The organism is Kitasatospora cystarginea (assembly GCF_039533515.1).
In the GTDB taxonomy this organism is placed as follows: Bacteria; Actinomycetota; Actinomycetes; order Streptomycetales; family Streptomycetaceae; genus Kitasatospora; species Kitasatospora cystarginea.
Genome location: NZ_BAAATR010000045.1, coordinates 1 through 25,463 on the forward strand (window position 1 = coordinate 1; position 25,463 = coordinate 25,463).

Sequence of the window (25,463 nt, forward strand, 5' to 3'; positions counted from 1 at the left end):
AGAAGCGGCGCCAGGCGCTCCCACTGGGCATCCGTCAGATCACTCCTACACTCCATAGTCGTATCAACGACTCAACTGATCGCCAGGACACTGCCTACACCGCCGGTCATCTGATCCGCCACCACCTCATCGACCGTCTGCACGGCGGTACGGAAGCCGGGACGTTCCTGCGGGATTGGATCGCGGGCCGTCGGCCCGAGGGCGTCGCGCCCGGGATCGCGGGGATCATCGATCGGAACGCCCGGGCCGCGGTCGTCCTGGACGGGTTCCACCACCGGCTGCTCAAGGAGAGCAAGCGGACCCCGTTTCCGGCTGCCGAGCTCAACCGGGCCGCTGCGGCGGCACCCTGCTGAGGACGCGGGTCCACCCTGCTGCGCCCCTTCGCCATGGTTCACGAGCTCGCCCCGCGCGCTGGCCGGGCGCAAGCGTGGCGCGAGGTCGGATTCGAGCCGGAGGCATGGATTTTCGGTCAGAGTACGCACCAACCGGGCCGGCGCGTGGTGTCGTCGAATGATTGGACGTATACATGTCAACGGGGTGCCTGCGCCAAGGGGGGCAACAGGTGCGTGTGGCGAGCGAGTTGCCCCGCGATCGCGTGAGCACCGAACGACCGACGGCCGCACCGGTGATGACCGGCCAGGCCAGGCGGTTTCCCCTCGGCCCGCCCGCCTCCGGCCCTTCCGGGCCAACCACCCAGCTGCAGTGCCTGGTTGCGCTGCCATGAGAAGAAGAGGACGGACATGGGAGAAGCGTTATCCGGCCGCCAGATCGAGATCGTCTGGCCCGCCCTGGACATCACCGTCACCGCAGAGCTCGACGACCGCAACGAAGCACTGGCCGACGCCCTGTGGGACGCGCTGCCGTACCGCAGTCTGCAGGGACACGCGCTGATCGCGGGCCACCACCTCTATCACGTCGCGCCGGTCCCCTCCCTGCTGCACCTGCCCGCGTCGTACCGGGTGGACCGGCGCGAGGTGCCCGACGGGACGGTGTTCTGCTCCCAACTCCAGCATCTGGGCATCAAGTACGGCACCCTGACCGAGCCGATGGCCGCCTCCCCGATCGGGCGGGTCCGGTCGGCGGAGCTGAAGGACCTGGTCGAGGCCGGACACGCGGTCTGGGACGCGGTCTACAAGACCAAGGAGCCGTTGCTGGCGGAGGTCCGTCGGGCCGGCCAGCCGGGCGGCCACCGCATTCCCCGCCTGATCGCCGCCGACGGCACCACCGACGCCCTGATCCGCGACCTGCACGCCGAGACCGAGCTGATCTGGCTGTCGGCACCGGCCGAGCTCGCGGGCCTGCACCAGGGTCGGATTCCCTCCGGAGCCGGCAGCTTCGATACCGTCCTGCCCACCCTGCTGTTCGCCAACGGCGAGACCCGACCGCTGGGTTACGCCTCCTACGGCGGCCTGGTCCGGGCAGCCGTCGCGGGAATGCCGCTCGACTCCCTGCGCCTGATGGCACGCCTCCTGGTGGCCACCCCGGCCGAGTTCCTCGGCTACTGCGGCCTGGAGAAGCTGTGGGCCTTCACCCAGCGCTTCCTGTCCTGCCTGGACCACATCGACCGCAGTGATCTCCTGGCCGTGGCGAACCACATGGCCCTGTACGTCAACTGCCTGGGCGGCTGGAACCTGCACCTGTTCCCCTGGGAGACCGGGGACCATTTGCGCCAGGTGCGCGAGCCCGAGGCGGTCGGCCGCCCGTGAGCACCCTTCCCGAACACACCCAGGCCCTCGTCATCGGAGCCGGGGTCATCGGTACCTCGGTCGCCTTCCATCTGGCCGAAGCCGGCGTCAGTACCGTGGTGCTGGAGCAGGCCACGCCCGGATCGGGCGCGTCAGGGGCTACCGCCGGAGTCCTGCGCACCTACTTCCCGGGCGACGCCGCCAACGGCCGGCTCGCCGTGCGCAGCATGGCGGCCTACCACGACTTCGCGGAACGGACCGGCGCCGACGTGGGTCTGCGACGCGTCGGTTTCCTGGTGCTGTTCACCGAGGAGCACCAGGTACGGAACTTCCGTGCCGACCAGGCCGCACAGCACGCGGCGGGCGTGGACGTCGAGTTGGTGACCGCGGCAGACGCGGTACGGCTCAACCCGCTGCTCGGCGAGCGCGACATCCTGGCAGCCGCCTGGGCGCCCGAGGCCTACGTGTGCGACCCCCAGGCGATCGTGCGCGGGTACGCCGCCGCCGCACAGCGCGCGGGTGCCGTGCTGCGGACCGCCACCTCCGTCACCGGGATCGACCCCGACGGCCGCGTCCGCACCCCGCACGGCAGCATCACCGCCGGAAGCATCGTCTGCGCGGCCGGCCCCTGGTCGCAACCCGTCGCTGCGATGGCTGGTGTCGACCTCCCGGTCACCGGACACCCCACCGAACTGCTCCTCACCGACGAGCTGCCCGATCGGCCCGAGATTCCGCTGACCCTGCACGCGGCCTCCGGCCTGCGGGTAAGGGGCTGGGAGGACCGGATCCTGGTCGGGATGGGCCGGCCTCGCCCGGACGAACCCCGGGAGTCCTGGCTGCAACGGCTGTCGGGCCGGCTCGGCGCCACCTATCCGCCGCTGGCGGGCATCGGCCTGCGCCCGGGGTGGACCGGTGCGTGGGACGGCAGCCCGGACGGGACCGCGCTGATCGGCCGGGCTCCCTCCCGGCCCTTCCTGTACGCGGCGGGCTTCTCCGGCCACGGCTTGTGCCAGGCACCGGTGGCCGGAGAGATCATCCGCGACCTCCACTCCGGTGCCCCGTTGCCGAGCACGGCGGCCGACCTCTCACTGGACCGCCTCACCGCGGCGGCACCCTCCCGCCAGCCGTGAGCACCACGACCGCAACTCACGGCGCCGGGCGACGCCCCTTCCCGGCCTGACCGGTCGCGCATCATGCGCGGCGCCGAGCGGGCCGTGGGTGTGCCTGGCAGTGGTGCAGGGCCGGCCCTGTCGGCTGCGCAGGGTCGGCCCGGTCATGGGAGGTCGGGCCGGGCGGGTCAGGTAGCCAGTTGCGAGGGCACGTCCCCGCCGAGCAGCGTGATCAACTGGGCGAGGAGGGCGTCGAGTTCGCGGCCGACGTCGGCGATCCGCGGGTTGTCGTAGCTGGCGAACGGCAGGCTGGGCTGATCGACGGCCAGTTTGGTGTCGCCGTCGGGGTCGGCGTAGAGCAGGGTCCGCAGTGGTGCGTGCAGCATGACCGAGGGGTCGTGGCGGAACATGCGTTCGGCGATGGTGTGGTTGCCCATCATGTACTGGGTGGTCTTCCAGAGGGACGCCGATCCGGCCATCACGGCGGTGATGTCGCTGCGGTAGTAGCGCATGAACCCGTGCGGGGCGTTGATCTCGGCGAGTTCGAGCGTGGCCGGCCAGGAGGCCAGCTGGAAGAAACGGGCGAGATCAGCCTCCGGGACCAAGGTCTCGTAGTGCTCGCGGGCTTCGTCATAGGGCCGGGGGAGCGCCACGACGAGGCGCCGGGCGGGGTGGTCGATGACGGCGGTGTGCGTGGTCATGGCTGTGCCTGTTCGTTGCCGGAGCGGAGCAGTTCGACGTCGTGGATGTCGAGGGTGATGGATGGCAGGCTGAGGTTGACGCTGTTGTCCGGGGTGCGGCGGAAGACCCGGCGGCGGGTCGCCACGAGCAGGCCGTCGAAGGTCTTGTGGCGGCTGCTGTAGTGGCCGACCAGGGTGCTCCAGAGTTCGCGGCCACCTGCCGTGGTGATGGCCAGGTCGAGGAGATCGTCACTCATGGGCCGGTCCTTTCCGGGGCGGGGCCGGATGCAGGAGCTCACCGGTACCCGTGCGGAGGCGGGGCGGCAGACGGGGCGGCGAACGACCGGTCCGCGGACGTGAGTCGGTGCCTTCAACGATCAACCCACCGCCCGGGACACGCTCTGCCGCAGCCGGGGGTGGTGGTTTCGGCGGGCCCGGGCCGGGTCGCGTCTGCATTGCGGGCCGTTCGGCGACGGCCGGGGTTGCACGAACCCGCCGGTGGGGACAGCGGTGCGGTGAGTGGCTGAAGAGGGCTCGCCCTCGGGCGAGCGGCCGGGCGATCATCCGGCAACCGCCGGCGGCGCTTGACCTTGCCCCCAGGGGCAAGGTTTAGGTTGGTTCGCGGGTGGTGACGTGAAGATCAGTGAAGTCGCGCGACGCGCAGGTGTGACGGCGAAGACGGTTCGCTACTACGAGGCCCTGGGGTTGATAAGGCCTGCCCGGCTCGCCAACGGCTACCGGGACTACTCCGAGCATGACGCCCGGATGGTGGCCGAAACCCGAGCGCTGAACCGACTGGGGATCCCGGTCGAGCGGACACGCCCGTTTCTCGAATGCCTGGCCGCGGGCCGGGACCAGGCGGACGACTGCCCGTCCTCGTTGGCCGGCTACCGGGACGCCATCGAAGACCTGACCGTGCGGATCGAGGCACTGACCGCCCGTCGGGCGGCGCTCGTCCGGCATCTGCGGGACGCCGCCTACCGCAACAGCAGCGCCGGTCGCCCCGGCGAGAAGGAGTACACCGTGAGTGACCCGAGCCGGCTTCCCGTAGGCCTGCCAGTCCCCGAGGACGACGGCGCGGCCGACCATCTCGCGGGCTCGACGGTGCCCGACCTCGACCTCCCGAGTTCCGCCGGTGGCACCGTCGCGCTGCGAACGCTGGGCGAGGGCCGTTCCGTCGTCTACTGCTACCCGCTCACGGGCCGGCCCGACCGGGACATGCCGGACGGCTGGGACAACATCCCCGGGGCGCGCGGATGCACTGCGGAGGCATGCGACTTCCGCGACCACCATGACGACCTGATCGCCGTCGGAGCAGCCCGCGTGTTCGGCCTGTCCAGCCAGGAGACCGGATACCAGCAGGAGGTGGTCGGCCGTCTTAGGCTGCCCTTCGCGATGCTCTCGGACACCGGTCTCCGTCTCGCTGCGACGATCGGCCTGCCCACCTTCGACGCCGGAGGAGAGACGCTCTACAAGCGCATCACGCTGATCATCCGTGACGGCGTGATCGAGCACGTCTTCTATCCGATCTTCCCGCCGAACGAGCACGCCGAACAGGTGCTGCGCTGGCTGAAGGACAATCCGGCCTGACCGGGGCCGTGCACGGGACGGACCGCCGCCAGGCTGCGATGCGGGGCATCCGGTCGAGGTGGCGGGCTTCCGTGTGGTTTCCCGCGCCGAGCGTGACCCCGGTCGGCATCGCCGATCGGGTGGACGGCTACCGTGGCCGCGACCGCGCCGACGGAGGAGAACCAGCCGTGCTGCTCGACGCCGGTCGGGTCGGGCCAGGTTACGCCGACGGAGACCGCGCAGGCGGCCCGCCTCACAGATGGAGAGACGATGAGCATGCCCACGAGGACGGACACGCCCTCGCCCGCGCCGCACGCCGCCGACAGCCATGAGGTGATCCGCGTGCACGGCGCGCGTGAGAACAACCTCAAGGACGTCAGCGTCGAGATCCCGAAGCGCCGGCTGACGGTGTTCACCGGCGTCTCCGGCTCGGGCAAGAGTTCCCTGGTGTTCGACACGATCGCCGCGGAGTCGCAGCGGCTGATCAACGAGACCTACAGCGCCTTCGTACAGGGCTTCATGCCGACACTGGCGCGGCCCGAGGTCGACGTACTCGAAGGGCTGACGACCGCGATCATCGTCGACCAGCAGCGGATGGGCGCCGACCCCCGCTCCACGGTCGGCACCGTCACCGACGCCAACGCGATGCTGCGCATCCTCTTCAGCCGGCTCGGGCAGCCGCACATCGGCTCGCCCAGCGCGTACGCCTTCAACGTCCCCTCGGTCCGGGCGAGCGGTGCGATCACCGTCGAGCGCGGTGCCCGCAAGGCCGTGAAGGCGACCTACTCCCGCACAGGCGGCATGTGTCCGCGCTGCGAAGGCCGGGGCGCGGTCTCCGACCTCGACCTCACCCAGCTCTACGACGACTCCAAGTCGCTCACCGGGGGTGCGCTCACCGTCCCCGGTTACAAGGCGGGCGGCTGGAACCACCGGCTCTACAGCGAGTCGGGCCTCTACGACCCGGACAAGCCGATCCGCGAGTACACCAAGAGGGAGCTGCACGACTTCCTCCACCGCGAGCCGACCAGGATGAAGATCGCGGGCATCAACATGACGTACGAGGGGCTGATCCCGCGGATCCAGAAGTCGATGCTCGCCAAGGACCGGGAGGGGATGCAGCCGCACATCAGGGAGTTCGTGGACCGTGCGGTCACCTTCGCCACCTGCCCCGACTGCGGCGGCACCCGGCTCAGCGAGGGCGCCCGGTCGTCGAAGATCGACGGGATCAGCATCGCCGACGCGTGCGCGATGCAGATCAGCGACCTGGCCGGATGGATCCGCGGCCTGGACGAGCCGAGCTCTTCGAGCAGGGGATACCCCATGGTGGCGCCGCTGCTCGCGAAGCTGCGGCACGGCCTCGACTCGTTCGTGGAGATCGGGCTCGGCTACCTCTCGCTCGACCGGCCGTCGGGCACGCTGTCGGGCGGTGAGGCGCAGCGCGTCAAGATGGTGCGCCACCTCGGCTCCTCGCTCACCGACGTCACCTACGTCTTCGACGAGCCCACCACCGGCCTGCACCCCCACGACATCCAGCGGATGAACGACCTGCTGCTGCGGCTGCGGGACAAGGGCAACACCGTGCTCGTCGTGGAGCACAAGCCGGAGGTGATCGCGATCGCCGACCACGTCGTGGACCTCGGCCCCGGTGCCGGCAGTGCGGGCGGCACCGTCTGCTTCGAGGGCACCGTCGAGGGGCTGCGGGCCGGCGGCACCATCACCGGCCGCCACCTCGACGACCGGGCCGCCCTCAAGGAGACGGTTCGGAAGCCCACCGGCACGCTTCCGATCCGCGGCGCGACGACGCACAACCTGCGCGACGTCGACGTCGACATCCCGCTCGGGGTGCTTGCCGTCGTCACCGGCGTCGCCGGCTCCGGTAAGAGCTCGCTGGTCCACGGGTCGATCCCCGCAGGCGAGGAAGTGGTGTCGATCGACCAGAGCGCGATCCGCGGCTCCCGACGGAGCAACCCGGCGACGTACACCGGGCTGCTCGACCCGATCCGCAAGGCGTTCGCGAAGGCCAACGGCGTGAAGCCGGCGCTGTTCAGCGCCAACTCCGAGGGCGCCTGCTCCAACTGCAACGGCATCGGTGTCGTCTACACCGACCTGGCGATGCTGGCAGGCGTCGCCAGCACCTGCGAGGAGTGCGAGGGGAAGGGCTTCGACGCATCGGTGCTGGAGTACCACCTCGGCGGCCGCGACATCAGCGAGGTGCTCGCGATGCCGGTGACCGAGGCCGAGGAGTTCTTCGGCGCCGGCGAGGCGCGCACGCCGGCCGCACACCGCATCCTCGGCCGGCTCAACGACGTCGGACTCGGCTACCTCACGCTCGGCCAGCCGCTCACCACGCTGTCCGGCGGTGAGCGGCAGCGGCTCAAGCTGGCCACCCGGATGGCCGAGAAGGGCGGCGTGTACATCCTCGACGAGCCGACCACCGGCCTGCACCTCGCCGACGTCGAGCAACTGCTCGGCCTGCTCGACCGGCTGGTCGACTCCGGCAAGTCGGTCATCGTCGTCGAGCACCACCAGGCGGTGATGGCGCACGCCGACTGGATCATCGACCTCGGCCCCGGTGCCGGCCACGACGGCGGCAGGATCGTCTTCGAGGGCACACCCGCGGACCTCGTCGCCGCCCGCTCCACCCTCACCGGCGAGCACCTCGCGGCCTACGTCGGCGCCTGACCGAGCAGCCGGTGCCCCACCGGGCCACCGCTGGCCGCGGTTTCGGGTGGGGAGCGCTCGACGCGTGCGGCGGCGAGCACTCCCCGCGCCGGGGTTGGTCCGGCGGGGCGCCGGTGGAGACTCAGACGAGGGCATCGAGGGTGGGGTAGTCCGTGTAGCCGCGGTGGTCGCCCCCGTAGAAGGTCGACGGGTCCGGGGTGTTGAACGGGCCGTCGGCGGCGAGGCGGCGGGGCAGGTCAGGGTTGGCGAGGAACATCGCACCGTAGGCGATCATGTCCGCGGTCCCGTCCTCGAGCAGCGCCAGCGCCTGGGGCCCGGTGGCGTCGGGGTGGGTGAACGGGTTGAGGATGAACGTGCCGGGCCAGATCTCGCGCAGCAGTGCGGTCAGGTCGCGGTCCGGGCCCTCCATCAGGTGCAGGTAGGTCAGGTCCAGGCCGGCGAGCCGCTGCAGGAGGGCGGGGTAGACCTCGCCCGGGTTGTCCTCGGCGATGTCGTTGAACGGGTTTCCGGGCGAGATCCGCAGGCCCACGCGGTGGCTGCCGATCGCCTTGGCCACGGCCGTGACGACCTCCACCGCGAAGCGGATCCTGCCCTCGACCGTGCCGCCCCAGGCGTCGGTGCGCCGGTTGGCGTTGGTGGACAGGAACTGGTGGACCAGATAGCCGTTGGCGCCGTGGATCTCCACGCCGTCGAACCCGGCCTCGATCGCGCGCTGGGCCGCGTCGGCGAAGTCCGTGATCGTCTGCCGGATCTCCGCCTCGCTCAGCTCCTTCGGCGTCACGAAGTCCTTCGGTCCGTCGTGGGTGTAGACCTGCCCCTTCGCGGCGACCGCGGACGGGCCCACCGGCACCAGGCCCTCGGGCAGCAGGCTGGGGTGGCCGATCCGGCCGGTGTGCATCAGCTGCGCGAAGATCACGCCGCCCTCGGCGTGCACCGCCTCGGTCACCGTCCGCCACGCCCGCACCTGCCCGGGCGAGTGCAGGCCCGGGGTGTCGGGGTAGCCCTGGCCGACGGGCGAGGGCTGGGTACCTTCCGTGACGATCAGCCCGGCACTGGCGCGCTGCGCGTAGTAGGTCGCCATCAGCTCGGTCGGCTCGCCGGCGGGCCCGAAGGCACGGCTGCGGGTCATCGGCGCCATCACGATGCGGTTGGCCACGCGCTTGCCACCCAGGACGATCGAATCGAAAGCAGTGGTCATGGTCTCTTCCTCGGAGAAGGGATGCTCTGCGGCCCGGTTCGCCGTACTCGAGCAGTTGCCTGTCCGAACAAGTAAATCGCTGAAATCCATTCCTGTGGTCAGATGTGATGTGCATCACTGGGTCGTGTGCCGGAGTCTCCGCGCGGCAGCCGGGTCAGCCCTTCTGAGGGTAGGGGAGGGGCTAGGATTAAGTTGCTCAAGCAGGTAAGGGGTGGGGGGGATGATGCCGTCCATGCCGGAGGTCGAGAGGGGCCCCGCGGAGGCGGGGCGGGAAGCCGCGGTTCCGGTGCCGGCCGCGGCCGGAGGTGGACCGGTCAGTCACGCGATCTTCCGCCTGGCTCGGACGTTCTCATCGGTATGCAGCGTCCATTGCGTCGTCTGACGGATCCCGCCGAGGCGCTCGCGGAACCGGAACGCGCCGTGCCCGGCCTCGCGGCGATCCGCCTTCCGCGGACGCTGGATATCGACTGGTCGGAGGTGGAGACCGGATGGGTACGGTCCTGCCCACCGACTACAGGCTGCTCTGCGAGCTGTACCCGGCTTTCGCGCTCGGTGACTTCCTGGGAGTCGCAGGTTCCGAGCCCGGGGAGGAGCAGGTTTGGACGCAGGCCACCTGGGACGAGCTTGAGATGGTCGCGGAGTGGTCCGAGGAGGCCGATCCGGCGGTACCGCTCCGTCCCCATCCCGCGCAGGGCGGCCTGTTGCCCTGGGCTTCATCCAACCCGGGGCGACCTCTTCCTGTGGTCCACCGGCGGTGGCGGACCGGAGGAGTGGCGGGTCACCGTTGCCTCGCGCAGCGGCTGTTGGTGGCACTACGCCGGCGGAGCCGTGCAGTTCCTTGCCGAGTTGGTGAGCGGCGGTGCGCTGGAGCCGTGGTCGCTGCCCCGGATCCGGCCGGAGGTGAGTACGTGGCGGTGACGACCCCCGTATGAGGTCGTATGAGGTCGTCGCTTTCAGGGCGAGTATCGCACGGGGATTCACACCGGTGTTGCGGTCTGGACCTGCGGAAGAACGGGGCCCGATCGACTCTGCCCCGTTCCAGTGCACTTGAGGCGGTCAGCTGTTGTCGCGACTGTCGGAGCCGGGACTCGGTGTCAGCCCAGGCAGTGCGCCTTGCAGATCGTCTGATGGAATCCGCCGGCAGGGGCGGCGGCGACCGCCCTGGCGTCATGCACCACGGGCCGCGCGGCAGCGGCTGACGTAAGCGGGACAACTGCGATCACAAGTGCCGAGGCGAGCGCGGCACCGAATTTCTTAACACTCATGAGCGTCACCTTTCGATCGTGTTGCGTGACGCGCCTCAGGTGCTTCTGACTCCGGGCTACGCTCGGGCCGAGGATCTGTCAAGCTGCGCTGTCCGCTCTGCCTACTGTCGGTACCGGACTCGAAGAGCACGGTATCCAGGCCGCCCGAGACGGTCGGCGGCCGTCGGCCAGGTGCCAACGGCCGCCGGGTTGTGGCTGGTTGGTCACCGGAGGACGCCGTGGACGGCCTCGGGGTCGGTGGGCGGGAGGAGGCCGGTGGCGGTGGCGGACTTGGCGGTGAGGGTCGGGGTCACGTAGACGGGGGCGGGATCGGGTTCGGGGGCGCAGGTCTTGGCGATGCGGCCGCTGCCCTTGGGGAGGCTGCCGTCGCGGAGATAGGCGGTGAAGGTGTCGTCCAGGCAGGTGTTGCCGTGGAAGAGGATCTCGTGGAAGCTGCCGCCGGTCTGGACGACCAGCTTGGAGCCGGGCAGCGCGTCGTGCATGGCGAGCCCGCCCTGGTACGGGGTGGCGGCGTCCTCGGTGGCCTGGAAGAGCAGGACTGGCGGTAGGCCCTTGCCGGTGATCTTCGTCCGGCCCGCCGGGTTGCCCTGGTAGGGCCAGAACATGCAGGCCGCGTTGTACCACATGTTGTTGTAGGTGTAGAAGGGCGCGGTGGCGTTGACCTTGGCCTGGTCCTTCTTCCAGAACTCCCAGTCACGCGGCCAGGCGTTCTCGGTGCACTGCGCCGCGTTGTACGCCGGGAAGGTGCCGTCGTCGGCGCCGGGCGCCGCGTAGCGGCTGTAGGCGATGTTCAGCGGCCGGGTGTCGTGCTGGGTGAGGTAGGCCGAGAGCACGGTGGCCATCCGGGGCCAGCGCAGGAAGTTGTAGCCGCCGCCGTAGAAGGTGTCCTCGAACTCGGCCGGGCCGATCTTGCCCGGGGCCGGGGCGGCGTCCACCGGGCTGGTCCGCAGGGCGGCCTCGACCTGGTGGTACGCCTTCTCGACCGCGGCGGCGTCCGTGCCCAGGTGGTAGACCGAGTCGGCCTTGGCCGTCCAGGCCGCGAAGGCGTCGAAGCGGCGCTGGTGCTCCTTGTCCTGCAGGACGTTGTGGTCGTACCAGCTGATGGTCGGGCCGACGATGCTGTCCAGTACCATCCGCCGGACGTGCGAGGGGAAGAGCTGGCCGTACGTGGAGCCCAGTGAGGTGCCCCAGGAGCCGCCGTAGAAGTTGATCTTCGGTACGCCGAGTGCCCGCCGGATGCTGTCCATGTCACGCGCATTGTCGACGGTGGTCATGTGCGGCAGCAGCCAGGACCAGTCGGCCGCGCAGTCGGCGGCGTACCCGGCCGCCTTCGCCAGCCAGGCCTTCGAAGTGCCCTGGCTCACCTGGTAGTCGGGCCGCTCGGCGTCGAAGTAGTGGGCGTCGCAGACGACATGGGGCTCGCTGCCGTTGGTGCCGCGCGGGTCGAAGCCGATCCAGTCGTAGGTCGAGGCGACGTCCTTCGGAATCTGCCCGGAGATGTAGGCGGGCATCCAGAGGCCGGAGTCCCCGGGGCCGCCGGGGTTGAGCAGGATCGGGCCCTGCTGCTTGTCCCTGGGCGCGGTGGCGGGGAGCCGGTTCACCTTGATCTTGATCTTCGGGCCGTGCGGGTGGGCGTAGTCCACCGGAACGTCGAGCATCGCGCACTGCAGCGCGGGCGTGGTGCTGTCGTTGCAGGAGCTCCAGATGAGCTTCCCCTGCCCGGTGTCCTCGGGCGCGGCATCGTCGGACGCGACGGCGGGCGCTCCACTGAGGGCGGCGACGGCCGCGGCTGCTGAGAGCAGGGAGATGACTTTTCTCATGGGGAGCATGATGTGATATGTGCAATGTCACATCCAGAGAGCTGACTGGACGTTATCAAGCTGTGACTGCGGCGGAGTTGGTGTCTGCCGAGACCGGCAGTCGAAGTCGCGACAGGGCCGCCCTTGCGGTCGGCCGGCCGACAGTGCGAGTCCAGCGGGATCCGGTCAGGAAAATCCCATGGCTTCAGCCGGTCATCGGACGGTGCCGGCAGGAGCGCCTGACAACGGCTACCTGGACCAGTCGGGCGCGGGATCGGTGGCGAGGAGTGGTCGGATGGCGCCCAGTACGGCACCGATGCAGGCATCGCGCAGTTCGGTGCGGCTGCAGGTCTCGTTGGCGAGCCAGTCCACGCAGAGCACCCGGACGAACACCAGCCAGCTCTTCAGGATGCTCGACACGGCCTGGCGGGCGGTGTCGTCCGCGAAGCATCAGGCCGGTCCGGGGCGGAGGCGGGGCGGCGGATAGGGTTCCGGTGCGGGTGGGCCGACCTCGCCCGTTGGAACGACCGAAGGGACCCTCAGCATGCCGGCCGCACCCGTCACCGGACCCTCCGTCAGCTCGCCCCTCGCGCGGTTCGGCCTCGGCACGGCCGCCGTCGGACGGCCCGGGTACATCACGCTCGGGCGCGACCTCGACCTGCCGGCCGAGCGGACTGTCGAGGCGATGCGCGAGCGGACGCACGAACTGCTCGACGCCGCCTACGCGGCAGGGGTGCGGTACTTCGACACGGCCCGGTCCTACGGCCGCGCCGAGGAGTTCGTCGCCGAGTGGCTGGCGGCCCGGCCCGAGGCAGCGGCCGAGGTGGTGGTGGGCAGCAAGTGGGGCTACACCTACACCGCCGACTGGCGGACCTCCGGCGTGTTTGCGCACGAGGTCAAGGAGCACTCGGTGGCGGTGTTCGACCGTCAGGTCAAGGAGAGCCGGGCGTTGCTGGGCCGGCACCTGGACGTGTACCTGGTGCACTCGGTCACCCCGGACAGCCCGGCGCTGACCGATCAGGCGTTGCAGGCACGGCTGGCAGAACTGGCGGCGGAGGGCCTCCGGATCGGCCTGTCGACCAGTGGCCCGGCACAGGGCGAGGCAGTACGGGCGGCGCTGGAGGTGACGGTGGACGGCCGGCCGCTGTTCGCCGCAGTCCAGGCCACCTGGAACCTGCTGGAGCCGTCCGCCGGGCCGGCACTGGCCGAGGCGCACACCGCGGGGTGGCTGGTGGTGGTGAAGGAGGGGATGGCCAACGGCCGCCTCGCCGACCGCTACGCCACCGGTCCCGACACCGCCGCGCTGCGCTCCCTCGCCGCCCGCACCGGCGCGTCCTGCGACGCCCTCGCGCTGGCCGCCGCCGCTGCCCAGCCGTGGGCGGACCTCGTGCTCTCCGGCGCCGCGACCCCGGAGCAGCTGGCCTCCAACCTCACCGCCGCCGGACTCGACCTCGCCCCCGGTGACCTGGGCGGGCTCGCTGAGCTCGCCCAGCCCGCCGAGGAGTACTGGCGGACCCGCGCCGCGCTGCCCTGGGCGTGAGCGGGTCCCCGCCGACGTGCACCCGGGGCCGCGACGCTGCCCCGTTGCGCAGCGCGGCGAGGGGCCGACCCGTCCCCCGATCAGGCCGGCCCCGGGCGGTGTTGCCGCGTCTCGCTCCTCAGACGGCCACCGGCTCGTCGGCGAGGTACGGCGGGGCGGGCTCGTACTGGATGTAGCGGCGTACGGCACGGGCGTGGTCGCGGCCGTGCAGCCGGCCGACCAACCAGAGCGCCATGTCGATACCCGCGGACACCCCCTGGCTGGTAGCCAGTTCACCGTCGACCACATAGCGTGCGTCGCGGACCACCGTGATGTCCCCGCGCGCCTCCAGGGCGTCCTCGAAGGCGTGGTGGGTGGCCACCCGGCGGCCACGGGCCGGGCCGGCCTCGTGCAGCAGCAGGGCTCCGGTACAGACGCTAGTGGTCCAGGAGGCCTGGGCGGAGGTCTTGCGGATCCACTCGACGAGTACTGGGTTGGACACCTCGGTGCGGGTGCCGTTCCCACCCGGTACCAGCAGCACGTCGAGCGGCGGGTGGTCGTGGAAGGTGTGGTCGGGCAGCACCCGCATGCCCTTGTTGCAGCGGACGGCGTCCGGCCGTTCGGCGATCAGTACGGCGGTGTCGCCTTGGTCCCGGATCATCGCGGAGGAGGTGAACACCTCCCAGGGGCCGACGAGGTCCAGCTCCTCGGCTCCGTCGAACAACAGCAGTCCGTAGGTCGTCATGCGTACTCCCTGATGGATCGGAATCTGTCCCGGTACTCGGACGGCGCGATGCCGACCTGCCGGTGGAAGGCGCGCCGCAGCGTCTCCGCGGTACCGAAGCCGTACCGGTGGGCGATGGCCTCGACGGGGTCGTCACCCTCGACCAGGGCCCGCCGGGCCGCCTCCACGCGTACCCGCTCCACGTAGCTCGCCGGAGGCGTGCCGAGTTCGGCGGTGAACCGGCGCTGGAGGTGACGGGGGCTCAGACCCGCGTGGACGGCCAGGTCGGTGATGCCGTGCCGGGCGCCGGGATCCGCGTGGATCGCCGCCACCGTGGCCCGTATCGGATCGCTGGACGGCTGGCGCGACCACAGCGGCACGCTGAACTGCGACTGGCTGCCGGGTCGGCGCAGGAAGAGGACCAGCTCCTGGGCGACGGCGTGGGCGGTGTCGCGGCCCAGGTCGTGCTCCACCAGGGCGAGCGCGAGGTCCATGCCGGCGGTCACCCCGGCCGAGGTCCACACCCTCCCGTCCCTGATGAAGATCGGGTCGCAGTCCACCCGCAGATCCGGATGCTCCCGGGCGAGCTGTTCCGCACGGGCCCAGTGGGTGGTGACCCGGCGGCCCTCGATCAGCCCGGCGGCCGCCAGCAGGAACACCCCGCTGCATACCGAGGTGACCCGGCGGGCGGTCGCCCCGGCCGCGGCGACCCACTCGGTCAGCGCACCGTCCCGCACCGCCCGGTCGACCCCACTGCCGCCCACCGCCACCAGGGTGTCGATTCCGCACGGGTCGAGATCGGCCACACCGTACCCGGCGTGCACGGGCAGGCCGCTGGCCGACCGGACCGCGCCGGCGCTCGGCGCCAGAATCCGGCAGTCGTAGCCGCCCGAGAGCGAATCCGCGTACTGGAACACGTCGTGCGGGCCGACGAGATCCAGTGACTGGAAGCCATCGAAGACCACGAAGACGATGCGGCGTTGTTGCACGTCCTCAGCCTGCTGGGACTCCGGTGATGGCGTCAACGACGGACATCCCACGATTTGCGCCATCGTCTCAACGGCGGCGGTCCGGACGATGACCGGGGCCGCCGCTGCCACGCGCCCGGCACCGCGGCAGCGCTCTCGCCACGGGCCGCCCGCGCCTAACCGGCGTTCCGCCAGGTGAGCAGAGCCAGCTCGGCGCCGAATCCGACCAGCAGCCCACCGCCGCCGACCGGCGCCACCGAGCGCACCCGGTAGAGGTCGGACCTCTCCTCGCCGTGGCGGAGGTCGGTGAAGCGCCAGGTGCGCACCAGGCCGTCGAACGCACGGGCCACCACCACCGGGAGGCCGGCGACGACCGCGAGTGCCACCAGGTATCTCCCTGACCACACATCACCGCTACTCAGGGGCTGGTGAGCTGAGGAATGATGACGACGTACCGATACACAGTGGCCGAGCTGCGCGGGCAGCTGCGGCAGTTGGTTCTGAGTGGGGCCGCGATCGCGCTGGGGGTGGCCTTCCTGATCGCCTCGGTCAGTGGAAGTGGGGCGCTGGTGGAGTCGTTCAGCCAGACCGCGGCAGCCGAGGTGGGGCCCGGCGACGTTCAGGTGACCAGACCAGTGGTGAAGGGCGGGGTGGACGCCGCCACGGCCGCCCGGACCCGGCAGGTGGCCGGGGTTGCCGGGGTGGCGCTGCGGCTGACCGGCCGGGGCGGACTACTGACCGCGGACGGGCGGCCACTCGACGGCGCCGCGATAGTGACAGCGGTCGCCGCCGATCCGGCGCTGCGCTGGGCAGTTGCTGAAGGACGGGCGGTGGCCGGGCGCACCCGGCGAGGTGCTGCTCGACACCGACACCGCGCGGCGGATCGACGCCGCGCCCGGCTCGGACGTCCGGCTGACCCGTGCCGACGGCGGAACCACCACCGCCCGGCTGGTCGGCACCCTGGACGGCCGCGGCGCGCCCAGCTTCGCCGGGCATCCGATCGTCGCTGTCCCGGACGGCGCGGTGGAACGGTACGCCGCCGCCGTCACCGCGGCCCAGCTGGACGTCCGGCTCCTGTCCGGCGCCTCCCGGTCGCACACCACCGAGGCGCTACGCGCCGCCCTCGGCGACGGACCAGAGGTCCGCACCCGGGAGGCGTCCGTGGCCGAGGCGACCCGGCAGAGCAGGACCCTCTACGGCGTGGTCCTGATCGCCGCACTGTCCTTCGTACTGATCGCGCTCGCGGTGGCACGAATGGTGGTCAGCAACACCTTCTCCGTCGTGCTGGCACAGCGCACCCGTCAGCTCGCCCTGCTGCGCTGCGTGGGTGCCGACCGGGCTCAGATCCGCCGGCTGATCCTCCGTCAGGGCCTGCTGCTCGGCATGGGAGCATCGGCCGCCGGGGTGCTGCTCGGGGTGGGGCTCTGCGCGGCCGCGACGGCCCTGGCCCGGACCGCCGACCTCGGGCCGGTGCACCTGCGGCTGCTGCCGTCCCCGCTGACCTGCGTGCTGGCCGGCCTGTTCGGGGTACTGCTCACGCTGCTGGCCGTCCGCGGACCGGCGAAGAAGGCCTCCGCAGTGCCACCGGTGGCCGCGCTCGGCGGTGCGTACGGCACGGTCGGTACAGTGGCCCGGCTGCGTGCGGCGGCATGGTCCGTGGTGCTGCTGCTGGCCGGTGTCGCCTCGCTGGTGCTGGGGGTGGTGGCACCGCCGCCGCTGTCGCTGCTCGCCGTCACGCTCGGCGCGATCTGCAGCTTCTTCGGGGTGCTGCGGCTCAGCCACCGGCTGCTGCCCGCCGTGGTGGCCGCGCTCGGTGGCCCGGCCCGCCGGCTCGGCGGCACTGCCGGACGGCTCGCCACACAACAGCTGCGGCTCAATCGGCCCGGACCGGCGCCACCGGGTCGGCCCTTCTGCTCGGGGTCACGGTGATGGTCGGCGCCGTCACCGCACTTGAGATCACCTCCAACTCGCTGGTGCCGGTGGTCTCCGCACGCCAGCCCGCCGTCTTCTCGGCTGCCGTCGGCGGCGGGCGCGCGCTGCCCGCCGGGGCGTTCGCCGCGCTCGGCGAGCAGCGCGGGCTCGCCGTCACGCCGGTCCGCTCGGCCACCGTGGACGTCGACGGACACGGCACGCTGGTGGCGTCCGTCGACCCGACCCGGCTCAACTCCCGTGCCGACGGGGTCGGCCGGGCCCGGGCACTGGCCGACGGGGCTGCGCTCAGCGGTCTCGCCGACGGGCGTGAGAGCGTACACCGGATCACGGCCCCGGGACGGGCCGGCACCAGCCTGCGGATCGAACCGGGGCGCAGCAGCCTGCCGTTCACGCTTCAGAGCGGGGCCGTCCTGCTGGTGACGCCGGCGACCCTGGAGCGGATCGTCCCCGGTGCGGCCGTCACCACGGTCTGGGTCAGCCTGGCCGAGGGCACCGACCGGCTCGCCGCCCGCCGGGCGATGGACCGGGCGCTGGCCGACTATCCGCAGGTCGTGGTCACCGACACGGCGGCGCAGGCGCAGGACCTGCGGTCGCTGCTGGACCGGATGACGCAGATCACGATGGTGCTGCTGTCGTTCTCCGTCGCGATCGCCGGGCTGGGCGTGGCGGCCACCCTGATGCTCAGCGTCGGCGAACGCGCCCGTGAGATCGGCATGTTGCGCGCGATCGGGATGTCACGCCGGCAGCTGCGCCGGATGCTCACGCTGGAGGCGCTGCTGCTCTCGCTCGCCGCAGCGCTGGCCGGCACCGCTCTGGGGCTGGGTTACGGCTGGGCGGCTGCGCGCTCGGTCACCTCCACGGTGGGGACTGTCGGCGGCGCGCCGGTGCCCCTGGTACTGGCGGCACTTGGGCTGACGGTACTGGTCGGGCTGGCCGCTGCCGTGCTGCCGGCGCGGCGGGTGGGGCGGATGACCGTGGTGGCCGCGTTGCACTCGGCGTAGGCGCGGACGCTTCCGTCGGGGCTTCGGGGCTTCGGGGCTTCGGGGCCTTGGGGCCTCGGGTTCGAGTACGGCGGCACCCGGTGCGCCGATCCGCCCGAGCGATCCCAGGGGCTCCGGCGGTTACCTCGGCCGGACCTCCTCGGGTTATGACGGCCGCCCGCCGAACTGCCAGTTGTGCACCTCGATCTCGGCGTACCGATCCGGAGTCAGGATGGCGCGTGCCGTTTCCTGGTCCGACGCCCGGACGAACACCGCCGTGCCCAGCCAGGTGGTGCCGTCGTCGGACAGCAGCGGCCCGTAGGCGATCAGCTCGTCCCGGTCGGGCGGCACGGCGAGGTCGGCGGCCCGTCCCGAACCGAGGCCGAGCACCAGGTACCGGTTGCCGCCGGTTCGGCCACCGGGGAAGTCCCACATGGTGCGCCCCAGTAGGTTGCGCCACCGCCGCAGCAGCACGTCCCGGTACACGCCGGCCTGGTAGCCGGGCTCGTCGAAGGCGAACGCGCGGGCGGCGGCGGGATCGGGCAGGTCGACGATGTGCACGCTTCCGGTGGGTGTGTCGCCGTCGTCGGCGAGGGTCGGTCCCCGGGCGATCATCTCCTTCGCGTACCGGTCCATATAGGACCAGTGCTCCTCCAGTAGCTCGTCGCGCAGCGGCAGGGAGCCGGGCCGGTCGCGGTGGTAGCAGAGGAATTCCATACCTGAGGATCTCTCCAGGGAGGCCCCCAGGTCGAGCGGGTTTCACGGCGACGGCTGCTCGGCAGCCTCGTCCAGGAGCGCACGTGCCGACTCCGCGTAGTGGGCGTGCTGGAGCCGCGCGGGCGGTTCGTCGACCGGGCACTTGACGACCCGCCCGGTCATCCGGTGGATCTCGACCTTGCGCCGCAGTTCCAGGAAGAGGAAGTACCTGCTCAGCACCTTCGAGCGGGCCGCGGATCCCTCGAACCGGCTGGCAATGCTTCAGGAATGCCGAAGTTGCGCACGGGCGACCAGAGCACCCGAAGGGGGAGGAAGTCCCCGGCCGCGGCGCTGGGCACCCAGTGGGGCTCAGGAGTGCTCGCGGGATGTCGCAGAATCAGGCTGGGACGGCGGACTCGCCCTGCTCCAGGGCTACCGGGATGCCGTCTCCCGCCGCCCGGGCCAGCCGGTCGTGCAGTGCCTGCGAGGCTGCCCCCTGCGCGGTGGAGACCACCTGGATGCCGGAGGCGTCTGTGACGGGTGAGTAGGTGTAGAGCGGGAAGCCGAGCACCGTGGGCCCGAGCGCGCTGATCCGCCTGATCGCGCCGTCCAACGTTTGCCGGGAGTACCGGCACCGGTAGAGGTCGAGCCGGTTGAGGTCGATCTTCGGGTCGGCCTTCTTGGCGGCAGCCGCCAGCGCCCGGCCCCGGGTCAGGTCCGTGACGCACAGGGCGACGCGCCCCACCGGGTAGTCGGTGATCAGCGAGCCCCACACGTCCACGAAGGCGCTACGCCCCTGCGCGCCGACCGCCTGGGACAGCTCCTCGGCCTCGGGGGTGTTCGCCGGTGTCCCTTGGTAGCCGGTCGGCGGCGTGGTGGGTTGTGAGTGCTGCCACTGCGCCTGCGTCGGGCACGGGCGCACGCCCGCGCTCTGCGGGGACTGCTGCTGCCTGGCCGCCGTCGAACTTCCGCACCCCGTAAGGGCGGTGGCGGCAAGTATGAGGACGGTGACACGGAGAGGCCGGGGCATGTCGACTCCAGGGACTGTTGGTTCCGGTGTGCGATCGTCCCTGTGACGTGCCTGCACGCAGGGCGGTTCCCTCAGCACCGTCCAGGGCGAGAACAGGCCGGACCGTACTCCGAGTTGCTCCCGTCACCTGTGTCGGATTGTTGACGATCCACCCGTCGGCCGGTCGGCAGCGAGGTCGCCTCGGCCGGGCGAGGGTCGCCGCCCACGGGACAGCGCCTGAGTCTCCCGCGTCCGACGAGGCGACGCCGGAGGAGCGGGCACTCAGAGACGAGCCGGCACTCCGCGGAAAAGGCTTCGTCTCCGCTGGCGGCACGGTCACGTGGGCCACGCGAGAGGGCCGTGGGCTCAGCGCATCGCCGGGGCGATCCAGCAGAAGTACTCGATCGCCGTGCCGAGCAGCAGACCGCAGCAGTGCAGTGCGAAGAGCGCGGCCCGGTTCCCCCGGCGCACCGCCGGCGACAGCAGCATCAGGGCCGGGAGGGCCAGGCCCAGCGCCGGGCCCGAGACGAGCAGCAGTGCCAGCAGGACCACCGCACCCACGGTTCCGCCGGAGGCGAGCCCCATCACACCGGCCACCAGGCCGCCGCCCAGGATCATCGTGAGCATCGGGGTGGCGGCGAGCAGCTGCAGCAGCCCCAACAGCACCCAAGGCCAAGTCAGTTCGTCACCCTGACGGGCCCGGGACGGCTCGTTGGCGTAGGTGTCCGCCATGCTGCTCACTTCCTCGCAGACGTGTCTCGCTGTGCTTGCCGATCCATTCTCGAGATCACGCGAGGCTGCGGCCTGAGTACCCGTACTCAAAGGAACCTGGGCACACTTGGCGGGTAGCCACCCCAACTCCCGAATCCCGTACCGCCCGCGCCGACTCACCGGCCGGGGTTGTGCACAGCTGCGCCGGCACGATGCCCCGGCAGCCATGGACCGGCTGTGTCCGAGCACCGCCGGTCGGGCAGTAGCCGCGGTGGCCCGGCAGATGGAGCCCCGCCAGGGGCCGGAGCCCCGCGCGTCGGGAGCGCCGTCGCGCGATGCGTGAGCACGTCGTCGCCCGCCGCGCCGGCCGCGCCTGCTCCGCCGCCTCGGTGTTCAACGGATTCCGTTGGACACCGCCTGCCGTGCGGCCATCGCCAGACCGTCCGTCCATGGTTCTCCGTGGCCCGGCAGGACAAGATCGATATCGTGCTCAGCGATCTTGTCCAGCGAGGCCAGCGCGGACCGGCTGTCCTGGGTGAAGGCCCGGCAGATGACGCACGGTCCGATCCGTCCGGCGACCGCGTCGTGGGTGACCAGGGCGTCGCCGGTGAAGGCGATGGAGGCGTCCGGAAAGAGGTAGCTGGTGCTGCCGTGCGTGTGGCCCGGGGTGAGTACGGCCAACGGGCTTCCGGGGACGGTGAGTTGGCAATCGTCCGAGAAGGTGCGAAGTTCCCGGACGGCCGGCGTGCGCAGCGCGCCGCCGCGAGCCAGGTGCAGTGGTGCCCGCAGGCCGCTCGGGCGGCGGACCGCGTAGCCGAGCAGCGACCGCTCCGGATGCCAGACTTTGTTGAGCTGCCGCGGTTCCGCGAGGATCGGTGCGTCGGACTCGTGTACCGACACCTCGGCGCCGGAGGCAGCGCGGACCCGCTCGGCGAGGCCCACGTGGTCGGGGTGGCCATGGGTGATCAGTACTGCCGCGATGTCGGTGACCGGTCGGCCGAGGTCGCGCAGCGTGCCGAGGAGGCCGTCCCAGTGCGCGGGCAGTCCGGCGTCGACCAGTACCAGGGCCGGCCCGGTGTCGACGAGGTAGAAGTTGACCAGGTGGTCGCCCAGCCGGTGGACGGTGGGCGTCGAGGTGGAGGGAGCAGCCATCGGGATCACCGGCCCAGCTCGATGGTGGTGCCGGGAAGGGCCGCGACCCGCTCGGCGCCGAGCAGCCCTGCCGCCGTCCAGGCGCCGGGTGGTGGGCCGTCGAGCAGCCTGGAGGCGGTCTCGGCGGCCAGCGCTGCGGTGAAAGCGAAGCCTTCGCCCGTGCTCAGCTCGGCGACGTGCAACTGCCCGTCTGCGTCGGCGAGTTCAGCGTAGCCGTGGGAGCGGTGCTCCGTCTCGCCGCTGCCGCGCGGCACGGCGTACGCGGTGACGTCGGGCGCGCCGCTGGCCTGCCGTGCCGCCTCCAGATCGCCCGTCGGCACCGGGATCACCGCACGCGTCATGCCGCCGAAGGTGAGCGTGGTGGCGCCCGTTCCGAGCGGTGTGCGGACCAGCTCGCCGGCACGGTACCTGGTGGCGCCCTCGGCGGCGGCCTCCGCGACGGTGGTGCGCACGCCTTCGGTGTCGTACGCGCTGGTGGCGGCGGAGGCGACGGTCACCGCGGCCGGGCGCACTCCCTGCCCGAGCAGGGTCAGCACCAGTGCCTCGGTGGCGGCCGGGCCGAACCCGGCCCCGGTCACCAGCGCGACACCGTGCTCGCGGGCCTCGACGTCGCGGTCGAGCAGCGCGCGCACGGCGGCCCGCTCGTTGGCGAGGTCCACGTACGCCGTTCCGGCGTCGACGCAGGCCGCCACCACCGCGGGCGCGAGCCGGGTGAACGGCCCGACCGTGTTGACCAGCACCCGCCCCGCGCGAGCCGCCGCGGCCAGCGAAGCGGGATCCGCGAGATCCACGGTCAGTACCGACACCGCATCGCTGTCGAGCCGTGCGGCGGTCTCGGCCAGGCGCGCAGCGTCCCGGCCGGCCAGCACGACTCTCCCGCCCCGCTGGACAAGGTGCCCGGCGATCAGACTGCCGGTGGCACCGGATGCGCCGAGAACGAGGAAGTCACTCCGCATGATCATGCTCTTTTCCGCCCCACAGAGGGCTGTCGCCGACGACAATGGAATCATGACACGACATCGATGTTGTGTCATCAATGTCGTGTCATTGATAGACTGGTCTCCGTGCCGAGGTCAACCGACAAGCGAAGCGAGGGACAGCCCGTGACCTTCGACCACAGCCGCCCCGCCCGGGTGGCCCACGAGGAACTGCGCTACCTGCTCCTGGCTGCCCAGCGGGAGGGTAGCCGCAGGCTCGGCGAGTCCCTGCGTCACCTGGGCCTGACGCCCGCTCAGGCCGAAGTGCTCGACGTCCTGGCCGGTCATCAGCCGGTCACGCTGGCCGCCCTCGGGCGACTGCTGGTCTGCGAACAGGGCAGCCCGAGCCGGCTCGTCGACTCCCTGGTCCAGCGCGACCTGGTCAGCCGAGTACCGCACGAGCAGGACAAACGCGCCGTACTGATCGAACTCACCGACGCCGGTCGAAGCCTGGCCGCCCAGCTCGGCGAGGCGACCGGCCGGCTCACCGCCGAGATGGCCGGCCGACTGTCGGCGGCGGACATCGGGACCCTCACCGGCCTGCTGCACACCCTCCTGGAGGGCACCGACGTCGCCCAGGCCATCCGCAGCCGCTTCCCCCGCTGAGTCGGCCTGGCGACCACCGCCGACCACGCCGGCCCACGCAGGACTGAGGACCCCGGCATCCACACCGGGGTCCTCTCCTCCGGCAATCCGGCAAGCCGACAGCGGCCGGTGAGGTGCCGATGAACGACGTCGTCCGCAAGGACAGGCGTGAGGCCGTGGTCCACGAGAAGGGCAAGGTCGGGCGCATCCCGCACTCGGCGCCTCGATCACCCGCCCGATCAGGTGGGAGCCGATCGGCCATCAGTCCGACGGCCGCGGCGTTGTCGTCCGTGGCTCCCGCGCCTCACCATCCCTCCGCGCGCCCCATCACGAGGAGCGCCGTAGCATGACCGCTGTGAAGGTCGCGATTCTGGACGACTACCAGGGCGTCGCCCTCGAGTGCGCCGACTGGGGCCAGCTGGACGCCGAGATCGAGGTGTTCACCGACCACATCCCGGACACGGACGAACTGGTCCGCAGGCTCGCCGGCTTCGAGGTCGCCGTCGCGATGCGCGAGCGCACGTGGTTCACCGCCGAGGTTCTGCGCCGGCTGCCCGATCTCAAGCTGCTGGTCAGCACCGGCCCGCGGAACGTGGCGATCGACGTGGCGGCCGCCGCACGGCAGGGCATCGTGGTCTCCGGAACCGGATACTTCGGGGCGCCCACCGCCGAACTCACCTGGGCGTTGATCCTCGCCGCCGCACGCAACCTCCCGGTCGAGGAGCGTGCGATGCGGGACGGCGGCTGGCAACGCACGGTCGGCACCGGGCTGCACGGGAAGACCCTCGGCCTTCTCGGACTGGGAAACCTGGGCAGCAGCGTGGCCAGGATCGGCCAGGCGTTCGGTATGGGCACCATCGCCTGGAGCCAGCACCTCACACCCGAACGCGCGGCCGAGCACGGGGTGACGGCTGTGACCGAACAGGAGCTGTTCGCCACCGCGGACGTGCTGTCGGTGCACCTGGTGCTCAGCGACCGCACCAGAGGACTCGTCGGCAGTGCGGAACTCGCCGCGATGAAACCGTCCGCGATCCTGGTGAACACCTCGCGGGGGCCGATCGTCGATCAGGACGCCCTGCTGGACACCCTGCGGCGCAAGGCGATCCGGTGCGCGGCGCTCGATGTCTACGACGTCGAGCCGCTGCCCGCCGACCATCCCTTCCGTACGCTGCCGAACACCGTACTCACCCCGCACATCGGCTACGTGACCCGCGAGCTCTACGAGGTCTTCTACCGCGACGCGGTCGAGGACATCGCCGCCTTCCAGGCGGGACAAAGGGTACGCACCCTCACCTAGCCTCCGACGGGGCGGCGAAGGGGTCCGGCGGCCGGATTCGTGGTGCAAGAGTGCCGTCGCTGCGCCGGCCGGAGTTCATCCTCGACTACTGGTCCGTGCCGCTGCACCACAGCTCGCCGGCGGCGCGGGAGTGGCTCCTCGACAGCGAGGCCGTCATCGGGCTGCTCGAGAGCAACCACGCCCCACTGAAGGCGCAGGGCTATTCCTACACGGCCGTGCCGGACCGGAGGGTGACGGTCCACCACGACGCCGGAGCGGCGATCGAGGCAATCTGGTCACGGCGTCGCTCGGACGACAGCGAGATCGAGCGTCTCGCCGTTCACCTCGAGATCGCCCGGGAATCCGCCGGCCGGCGGATCGTCGGCATTCAGTACGCGCCGACGACGGCGGATTCAGGTCCGCGCGGCCATGTGGCAGCCGAACTACCCTCCGGTACAGGCGATCTGACTGCACCAGTCGGCAGCCGCAAAGGAACTGATCATGCCCGGAACATCGCGCATGGTCCGGTCGATGGCAGCGTCGCACCGCATCCTGCTCAGCTCGCTGCCCGCCACGCCGCGTCCAAGGGGCTGACCGCCGTCATCTCCTGCAGGCTCTTGAAGATCGCCCCGCGTTTGCCGCATTGCGGCCCGGCTCTATCGAGTGGGCACCGCAGAGCCCGGTCAGTACGGGACCGGGCGGTTCTCCTGCACCCAGAGCTTTTCGGCCTCGCTCCCCGAAGGGGGCGGCGCCACGCCGTCCGTCATCCAAAGGTCTCGGGGCGTTTCGTCGACGTGGAACTCGCAGTACAGGCCGCGCTCGGTGGTGTGGGGGGCTATGCCCCGCGTGTCATGAGCCGCAACTGAGCAACACCGTTGGCAGGTGATCGACAAAACCTCCAGGCTAATCCGCGAAAAGGGTGCCGACCAGGTCGGCACCCCCAGGTA

24 protein-coding genes and 3 pseudogenes are annotated in these 25,463 nt (G+C 71.4%); 11 read left to right on the top strand and 16 right to left on the bottom strand.

Translation table 11 applies throughout. The features are described from left to right. The 3 genes and pseudogenes from ABD369_RS33545 to ABD369_RS33555 form a co-directional block, all read left to right on the top strand. A pseudogene (locus tag ABD369_RS33545) lies at window positions 1-353 on the top strand (hypothetical protein); the annotation flags it as partial. A gap of 387 nt (window positions 354-740) precedes the next feature. Further along, window positions 741-1,706, top strand: a complete 966-nt coding sequence (locus ABD369_RS33550) for a cucumopine synthase-related protein (protein WP_344640399.1) — start codon at window positions 741-743, stop codon at window positions 1,704-1,706. Next, entirely contained in the window at window positions 1,703-2,815 is a 1,113-nt protein-coding gene (locus ABD369_RS33555) for an NAD(P)/FAD-dependent oxidoreductase (RefSeq protein WP_344640400.1), read from the top strand. Before ABD369_RS33550 ends, ABD369_RS33555 begins: the two co-directional genes overlap by 4 nt. Before the next feature lie 167 nt (window positions 2,816-2,982). Here ABD369_RS33555 and ABD369_RS33560 read toward each other — a convergent pair whose 3' ends face one another. Both ABD369_RS33560 and ABD369_RS33565 read right to left on the bottom strand, forming a co-directional pair. Next, window positions 2,983-3,495, bottom strand: coding sequence for a DUF302 domain-containing protein (locus tag ABD369_RS33560; protein ID WP_344640401.1), 513 nt, complete (start codon window positions 3,493-3,495; stop codon window positions 2,983-2,985). Beyond that, window positions 3,492-3,731 (bottom strand): hypothetical protein, encoded by a 240-nt coding sequence (locus ABD369_RS33565; protein WP_344640402.1) that lies wholly within the window; start codon window positions 3,729-3,731, stop codon window positions 3,492-3,494. Before ABD369_RS33565 ends, ABD369_RS33560 begins: the two co-directional genes overlap by 4 nt. Before the next feature lie 376 nt (window positions 3,732-4,107). Between ABD369_RS33565 and ABD369_RS33570 the strand changes: the two genes are divergently transcribed. Continuing rightward, window positions 4,108-5,064, top strand: coding sequence for a MerR family DNA-binding transcriptional regulator (locus ABD369_RS33570; protein WP_344640403.1), 957 nt, complete (start codon window positions 4,108-4,110; stop codon window positions 5,062-5,064). Between the two features lie 249 nt (window positions 5,065-5,313). After that, a complete protein-coding gene (locus ABD369_RS33575) occupies window positions 5,314-7,725 on the top strand; it encodes an ATP-binding cassette domain-containing protein (protein WP_344640404.1) in 2,412 nt (803 codons plus the stop codon). Window positions 7,726-7,846: 121 nt separating this feature from the next. Here the strand turns inward: ABD369_RS33575 and ABD369_RS33580 are convergent, their stop codons facing one another. The 4 genes and pseudogenes from ABD369_RS33580 to ABD369_RS33595 all read right to left on the bottom strand — a co-directional run. Continuing rightward, window positions 7,847-8,923, bottom strand: a complete 1,077-nt coding sequence (locus ABD369_RS33580) for an alkene reductase (RefSeq protein ID WP_344640405.1) — start codon at window positions 8,921-8,923, stop codon at window positions 7,847-7,849. A 1,094-nt stretch (window positions 8,924-10,017) separates the two neighbouring features. Continuing rightward, on the bottom strand, window positions 10,018-10,188 hold the full coding sequence (locus ABD369_RS33585) for a hypothetical protein (protein WP_344640406.1): 171 nt from the start codon (window positions 10,186-10,188) through the stop codon (window positions 10,018-10,020). 203 nt (window positions 10,189-10,391) lie between these two features. Further along, window positions 10,392-12,008, bottom strand: coding sequence for an alpha/beta hydrolase (locus ABD369_RS33590; protein WP_344640407.1), 1,617 nt, complete (start codon window positions 12,006-12,008; stop codon window positions 10,392-10,394). 228 nt (window positions 12,009-12,236) lie between these two features. Next, window positions 12,237-12,431 (bottom strand): annotated as a pseudogene (locus ABD369_RS33595) (TetR/AcrR family transcriptional regulator); the annotation flags it as partial. A gap of 100 nt (window positions 12,432-12,531) precedes the next feature. On the opposite strand from ABD369_RS33595, the gene ABD369_RS33600 reads away from it, so the two are divergent. Continuing rightward, entirely contained in the window at window positions 12,532-13,527 is a 996-nt protein-coding gene (locus ABD369_RS33600; protein ID WP_344640408.1) for an aldo/keto reductase, read from the top strand. Window positions 13,528-13,645: 118 nt separating this feature from the next. Here ABD369_RS33600 and ABD369_RS33605 read toward each other — a convergent pair whose 3' ends face one another. The 3 genes from ABD369_RS33605 to ABD369_RS33615 all read right to left on the bottom strand — a co-directional run bounded on the left by ABD369_RS33605 (window position 13,646) and on the right by ABD369_RS33615 (window position 15,584). Continuing rightward, a complete protein-coding gene (locus tag ABD369_RS33605) occupies window positions 13,646-14,251 on the bottom strand; it encodes a DJ-1/PfpI family protein (RefSeq protein ID WP_344640409.1) in 606 nt (201 codons plus the stop codon). Then, window positions 14,248-15,219, bottom strand: coding sequence for a GlxA family transcriptional regulator (locus tag ABD369_RS33610; protein WP_344640410.1), 972 nt, complete (start codon window positions 15,217-15,219; stop codon window positions 14,248-14,250). The genes ABD369_RS33605 and ABD369_RS33610 overlap by 4 nt, the downstream gene beginning before the upstream one ends. A gap of 155 nt (window positions 15,220-15,374) precedes the next feature. Continuing rightward, window positions 15,375-15,584: a hypothetical protein gene (locus tag ABD369_RS33615; RefSeq protein WP_344640411.1), complete on the bottom strand. Its 210-nt coding sequence runs from the start codon at window positions 15,582-15,584 to the stop codon at window positions 15,375-15,377. 427 nt (window positions 15,585-16,011) lie between these two features. Here ABD369_RS33615 and ABD369_RS33620 point away from each other — a divergent pair, with 427 nt between their 5' ends. Together ABD369_RS33620 and ABD369_RS33625 are read left to right on the top strand one after the other, a co-directional pair. Beyond that, entirely contained in the window at window positions 16,012-17,127 is a 1,116-nt protein-coding gene (locus ABD369_RS33620) for an FtsX-like permease family protein (protein ID WP_344640412.1), read from the top strand. Next, the gene (locus tag ABD369_RS33625; protein ID WP_344640413.1) at window positions 17,127-18,131 is read left to right on the top strand and encodes an ABC transporter permease; all 1,005 of its coding nucleotides are present in this window, start codon (window positions 17,127-17,129) and stop codon (window positions 18,129-18,131) included. The genes ABD369_RS33620 and ABD369_RS33625 overlap by 1 nt, the downstream gene beginning before the upstream one ends. 144 nt (window positions 18,132-18,275) lie before the next feature. Here the strand turns inward: ABD369_RS33625 and ABD369_RS33630 are convergent, their stop codons facing one another. From ABD369_RS33630 to ABD369_RS33655, 6 genes are all read right to left on the bottom strand, one after another. Beyond that, window positions 18,276-18,827 (bottom strand): YciI family protein, encoded by a 552-nt coding sequence (locus ABD369_RS33630; protein WP_344640414.1) that lies wholly within the window; start codon window positions 18,825-18,827, stop codon window positions 18,276-18,278. A 42-nt stretch (window positions 18,828-18,869) separates the two neighbouring features. Then, window positions 18,870-19,046: a hypothetical protein gene (locus ABD369_RS33635; protein ID WP_344640415.1), complete on the bottom strand. Its 177-nt coding sequence runs from the start codon at window positions 19,044-19,046 to the stop codon at window positions 18,870-18,872. A gap of 157 nt (window positions 19,047-19,203) precedes the next feature. Then, window positions 19,204-19,836 carry a hypothetical protein gene (locus ABD369_RS33640; RefSeq protein WP_344640416.1) on the bottom strand — a complete coding sequence of 211 codons (633 nt, stop codon included), beginning with the start codon at window positions 19,834-19,836 and terminating at the stop codon, window positions 19,204-19,206. Window positions 19,837-20,181: 345 nt separating this feature from the next. Continuing rightward, window positions 20,182-20,547: a hypothetical protein gene (locus tag ABD369_RS33645; RefSeq protein ID WP_344640417.1), complete on the bottom strand. Its 366-nt coding sequence runs from the start codon at window positions 20,545-20,547 to the stop codon at window positions 20,182-20,184. Between the two features lie 372 nt (window positions 20,548-20,919). Continuing rightward, window positions 20,920-21,678 (bottom strand): MBL fold metallo-hydrolase, encoded by a 759-nt coding sequence (locus tag ABD369_RS33650; RefSeq protein WP_344640418.1) that lies wholly within the window; start codon window positions 21,676-21,678, stop codon window positions 20,920-20,922. A 5-nt stretch (window positions 21,679-21,683) separates the two neighbouring features. Further along, window positions 21,684-22,640 (bottom strand): saccharopine dehydrogenase NADP-binding domain-containing protein, encoded by a 957-nt coding sequence (locus tag ABD369_RS33655; protein ID WP_344640419.1) that lies wholly within the window; start codon window positions 22,638-22,640, stop codon window positions 21,684-21,686. Window positions 22,641-22,742: 102 nt separating this feature from the next. Between ABD369_RS33655 and ABD369_RS33660 the strand changes: the two genes are divergently transcribed. From ABD369_RS33660 to ABD369_RS41295, 3 genes and pseudogenes are all read left to right on the top strand, one after another. After that, the gene (locus tag ABD369_RS33660; RefSeq protein ID WP_344640420.1) at window positions 22,743-23,261 is read left to right on the top strand and encodes a MarR family winged helix-turn-helix transcriptional regulator; all 519 of its coding nucleotides are present in this window, start codon (window positions 22,743-22,745) and stop codon (window positions 23,259-23,261) included. Window positions 23,262-23,586: 325 nt separating this feature from the next. Continuing rightward, window positions 23,587-24,537, top strand: coding sequence for a D-2-hydroxyacid dehydrogenase family protein (locus ABD369_RS33665; RefSeq protein WP_344640421.1), 951 nt, complete (start codon window positions 23,587-23,589; stop codon window positions 24,535-24,537). A 50-nt stretch (window positions 24,538-24,587) separates the two neighbouring features. After that, a pseudogene (locus tag ABD369_RS41295) lies at window positions 24,588-24,905 on the top strand (DUF6841 family protein); the annotation flags it as partial. Window positions 24,906-25,199: 294 nt separating this feature from the next. Here the strand turns inward: ABD369_RS41295 and ABD369_RS33670 are convergent. Continuing rightward, the gene (locus ABD369_RS33670; protein WP_344640457.1) at window positions 25,200-25,454 is read right to left on the bottom strand and encodes a tautomerase family protein; all 255 of its coding nucleotides are present in this window, start codon (window positions 25,452-25,454) and stop codon (window positions 25,200-25,202) included. Window positions 25,455-25,463 lie beyond the last annotated feature (9 nt).

Excerpts from the sequence above, each read along its gene's own strand:
- ABD369_RS33600 (WP_344640408.1), top strand. The coding sequence starts at position 12,532 with ATGCCGGCCGCACCCGTCACCGGACCCTCCGTCAGCTCGCCCCTCGCG.
- ABD369_RS33580 (WP_344640405.1), bottom strand. The coding sequence starts at position 8,923 with ATGACCACTGCTTTCGATTCGATCGTCCTGGGTGGCAAGCGCGTGGCC.
- ABD369_RS33640 (WP_344640416.1), bottom strand. The coding sequence starts at position 19,836 with ATGCCCCGGCCTCTCCGTGTCACCGTCCTCATACTTGCCGCCACCGCC.
- ABD369_RS33560 (WP_344640401.1), bottom strand. The coding sequence starts at position 3,495 with ATGACCACGCACACCGCCGTCATCGACCACCCCGCCCGGCGCCTCGTC.
- ABD369_RS33650 (WP_344640418.1), bottom strand. The coding sequence starts at position 21,678 with ATGGCTGCTCCCTCCACCTCGACGCCCACCGTCCACCGGCTGGGCGAC.
- ABD369_RS33655 (WP_344640419.1), bottom strand. The coding sequence starts at position 22,640 with ATGATCATGCGGAGTGACTTCCTCGTTCTCGGCGCATCCGGTGCCACC.
- ABD369_RS33550 (WP_344640399.1), top strand. The coding sequence starts at position 741 with ATGGGAGAAGCGTTATCCGGCCGCCAGATCGAGATCGTCTGGCCCGCC.
- ABD369_RS33585 (WP_344640406.1), bottom strand. The coding sequence starts at position 10,188 with ATGAGTGTTAAGAAATTCGGTGCCGCGCTCGCCTCGGCACTTGTGATC.
- ABD369_RS33575 (WP_344640404.1), top strand. The coding sequence starts at position 5,314 with ATGAGCATGCCCACGAGGACGGACACGCCCTCGCCCGCGCCGCACGCC.
- ABD369_RS33565 (WP_344640402.1), bottom strand. The coding sequence starts at position 3,731 with ATGAGTGACGATCTCCTCGACCTGGCCATCACCACGGCAGGTGGCCGC.
- ABD369_RS33625 (WP_344640413.1), top strand. The coding sequence starts at position 17,127 with ATGGTCGGCGCCGTCACCGCACTTGAGATCACCTCCAACTCGCTGGTG.
- ABD369_RS33665 (WP_344640421.1), top strand. The coding sequence starts at position 23,587 with ATGACCGCTGTGAAGGTCGCGATTCTGGACGACTACCAGGGCGTCGCC.
- ABD369_RS33605 (WP_344640409.1), bottom strand. The coding sequence starts at position 14,251 with ATGACGACCTACGGACTGCTGTTGTTCGACGGAGCCGAGGAGCTGGAC.
- ABD369_RS33645 (WP_344640417.1), bottom strand. The coding sequence starts at position 20,547 with ATGGCGGACACCTACGCCAACGAGCCGTCCCGGGCCCGTCAGGGTGAC.
- ABD369_RS33630 (WP_344640414.1), bottom strand. The coding sequence starts at position 18,827 with ATGGAATTCCTCTGCTACCACCGCGACCGGCCCGGCTCCCTGCCGCTG.
- ABD369_RS33590 (WP_344640407.1), bottom strand. The coding sequence starts at position 12,008 with ATGAGAAAAGTCATCTCCCTGCTCTCAGCAGCCGCGGCCGTCGCCGCC.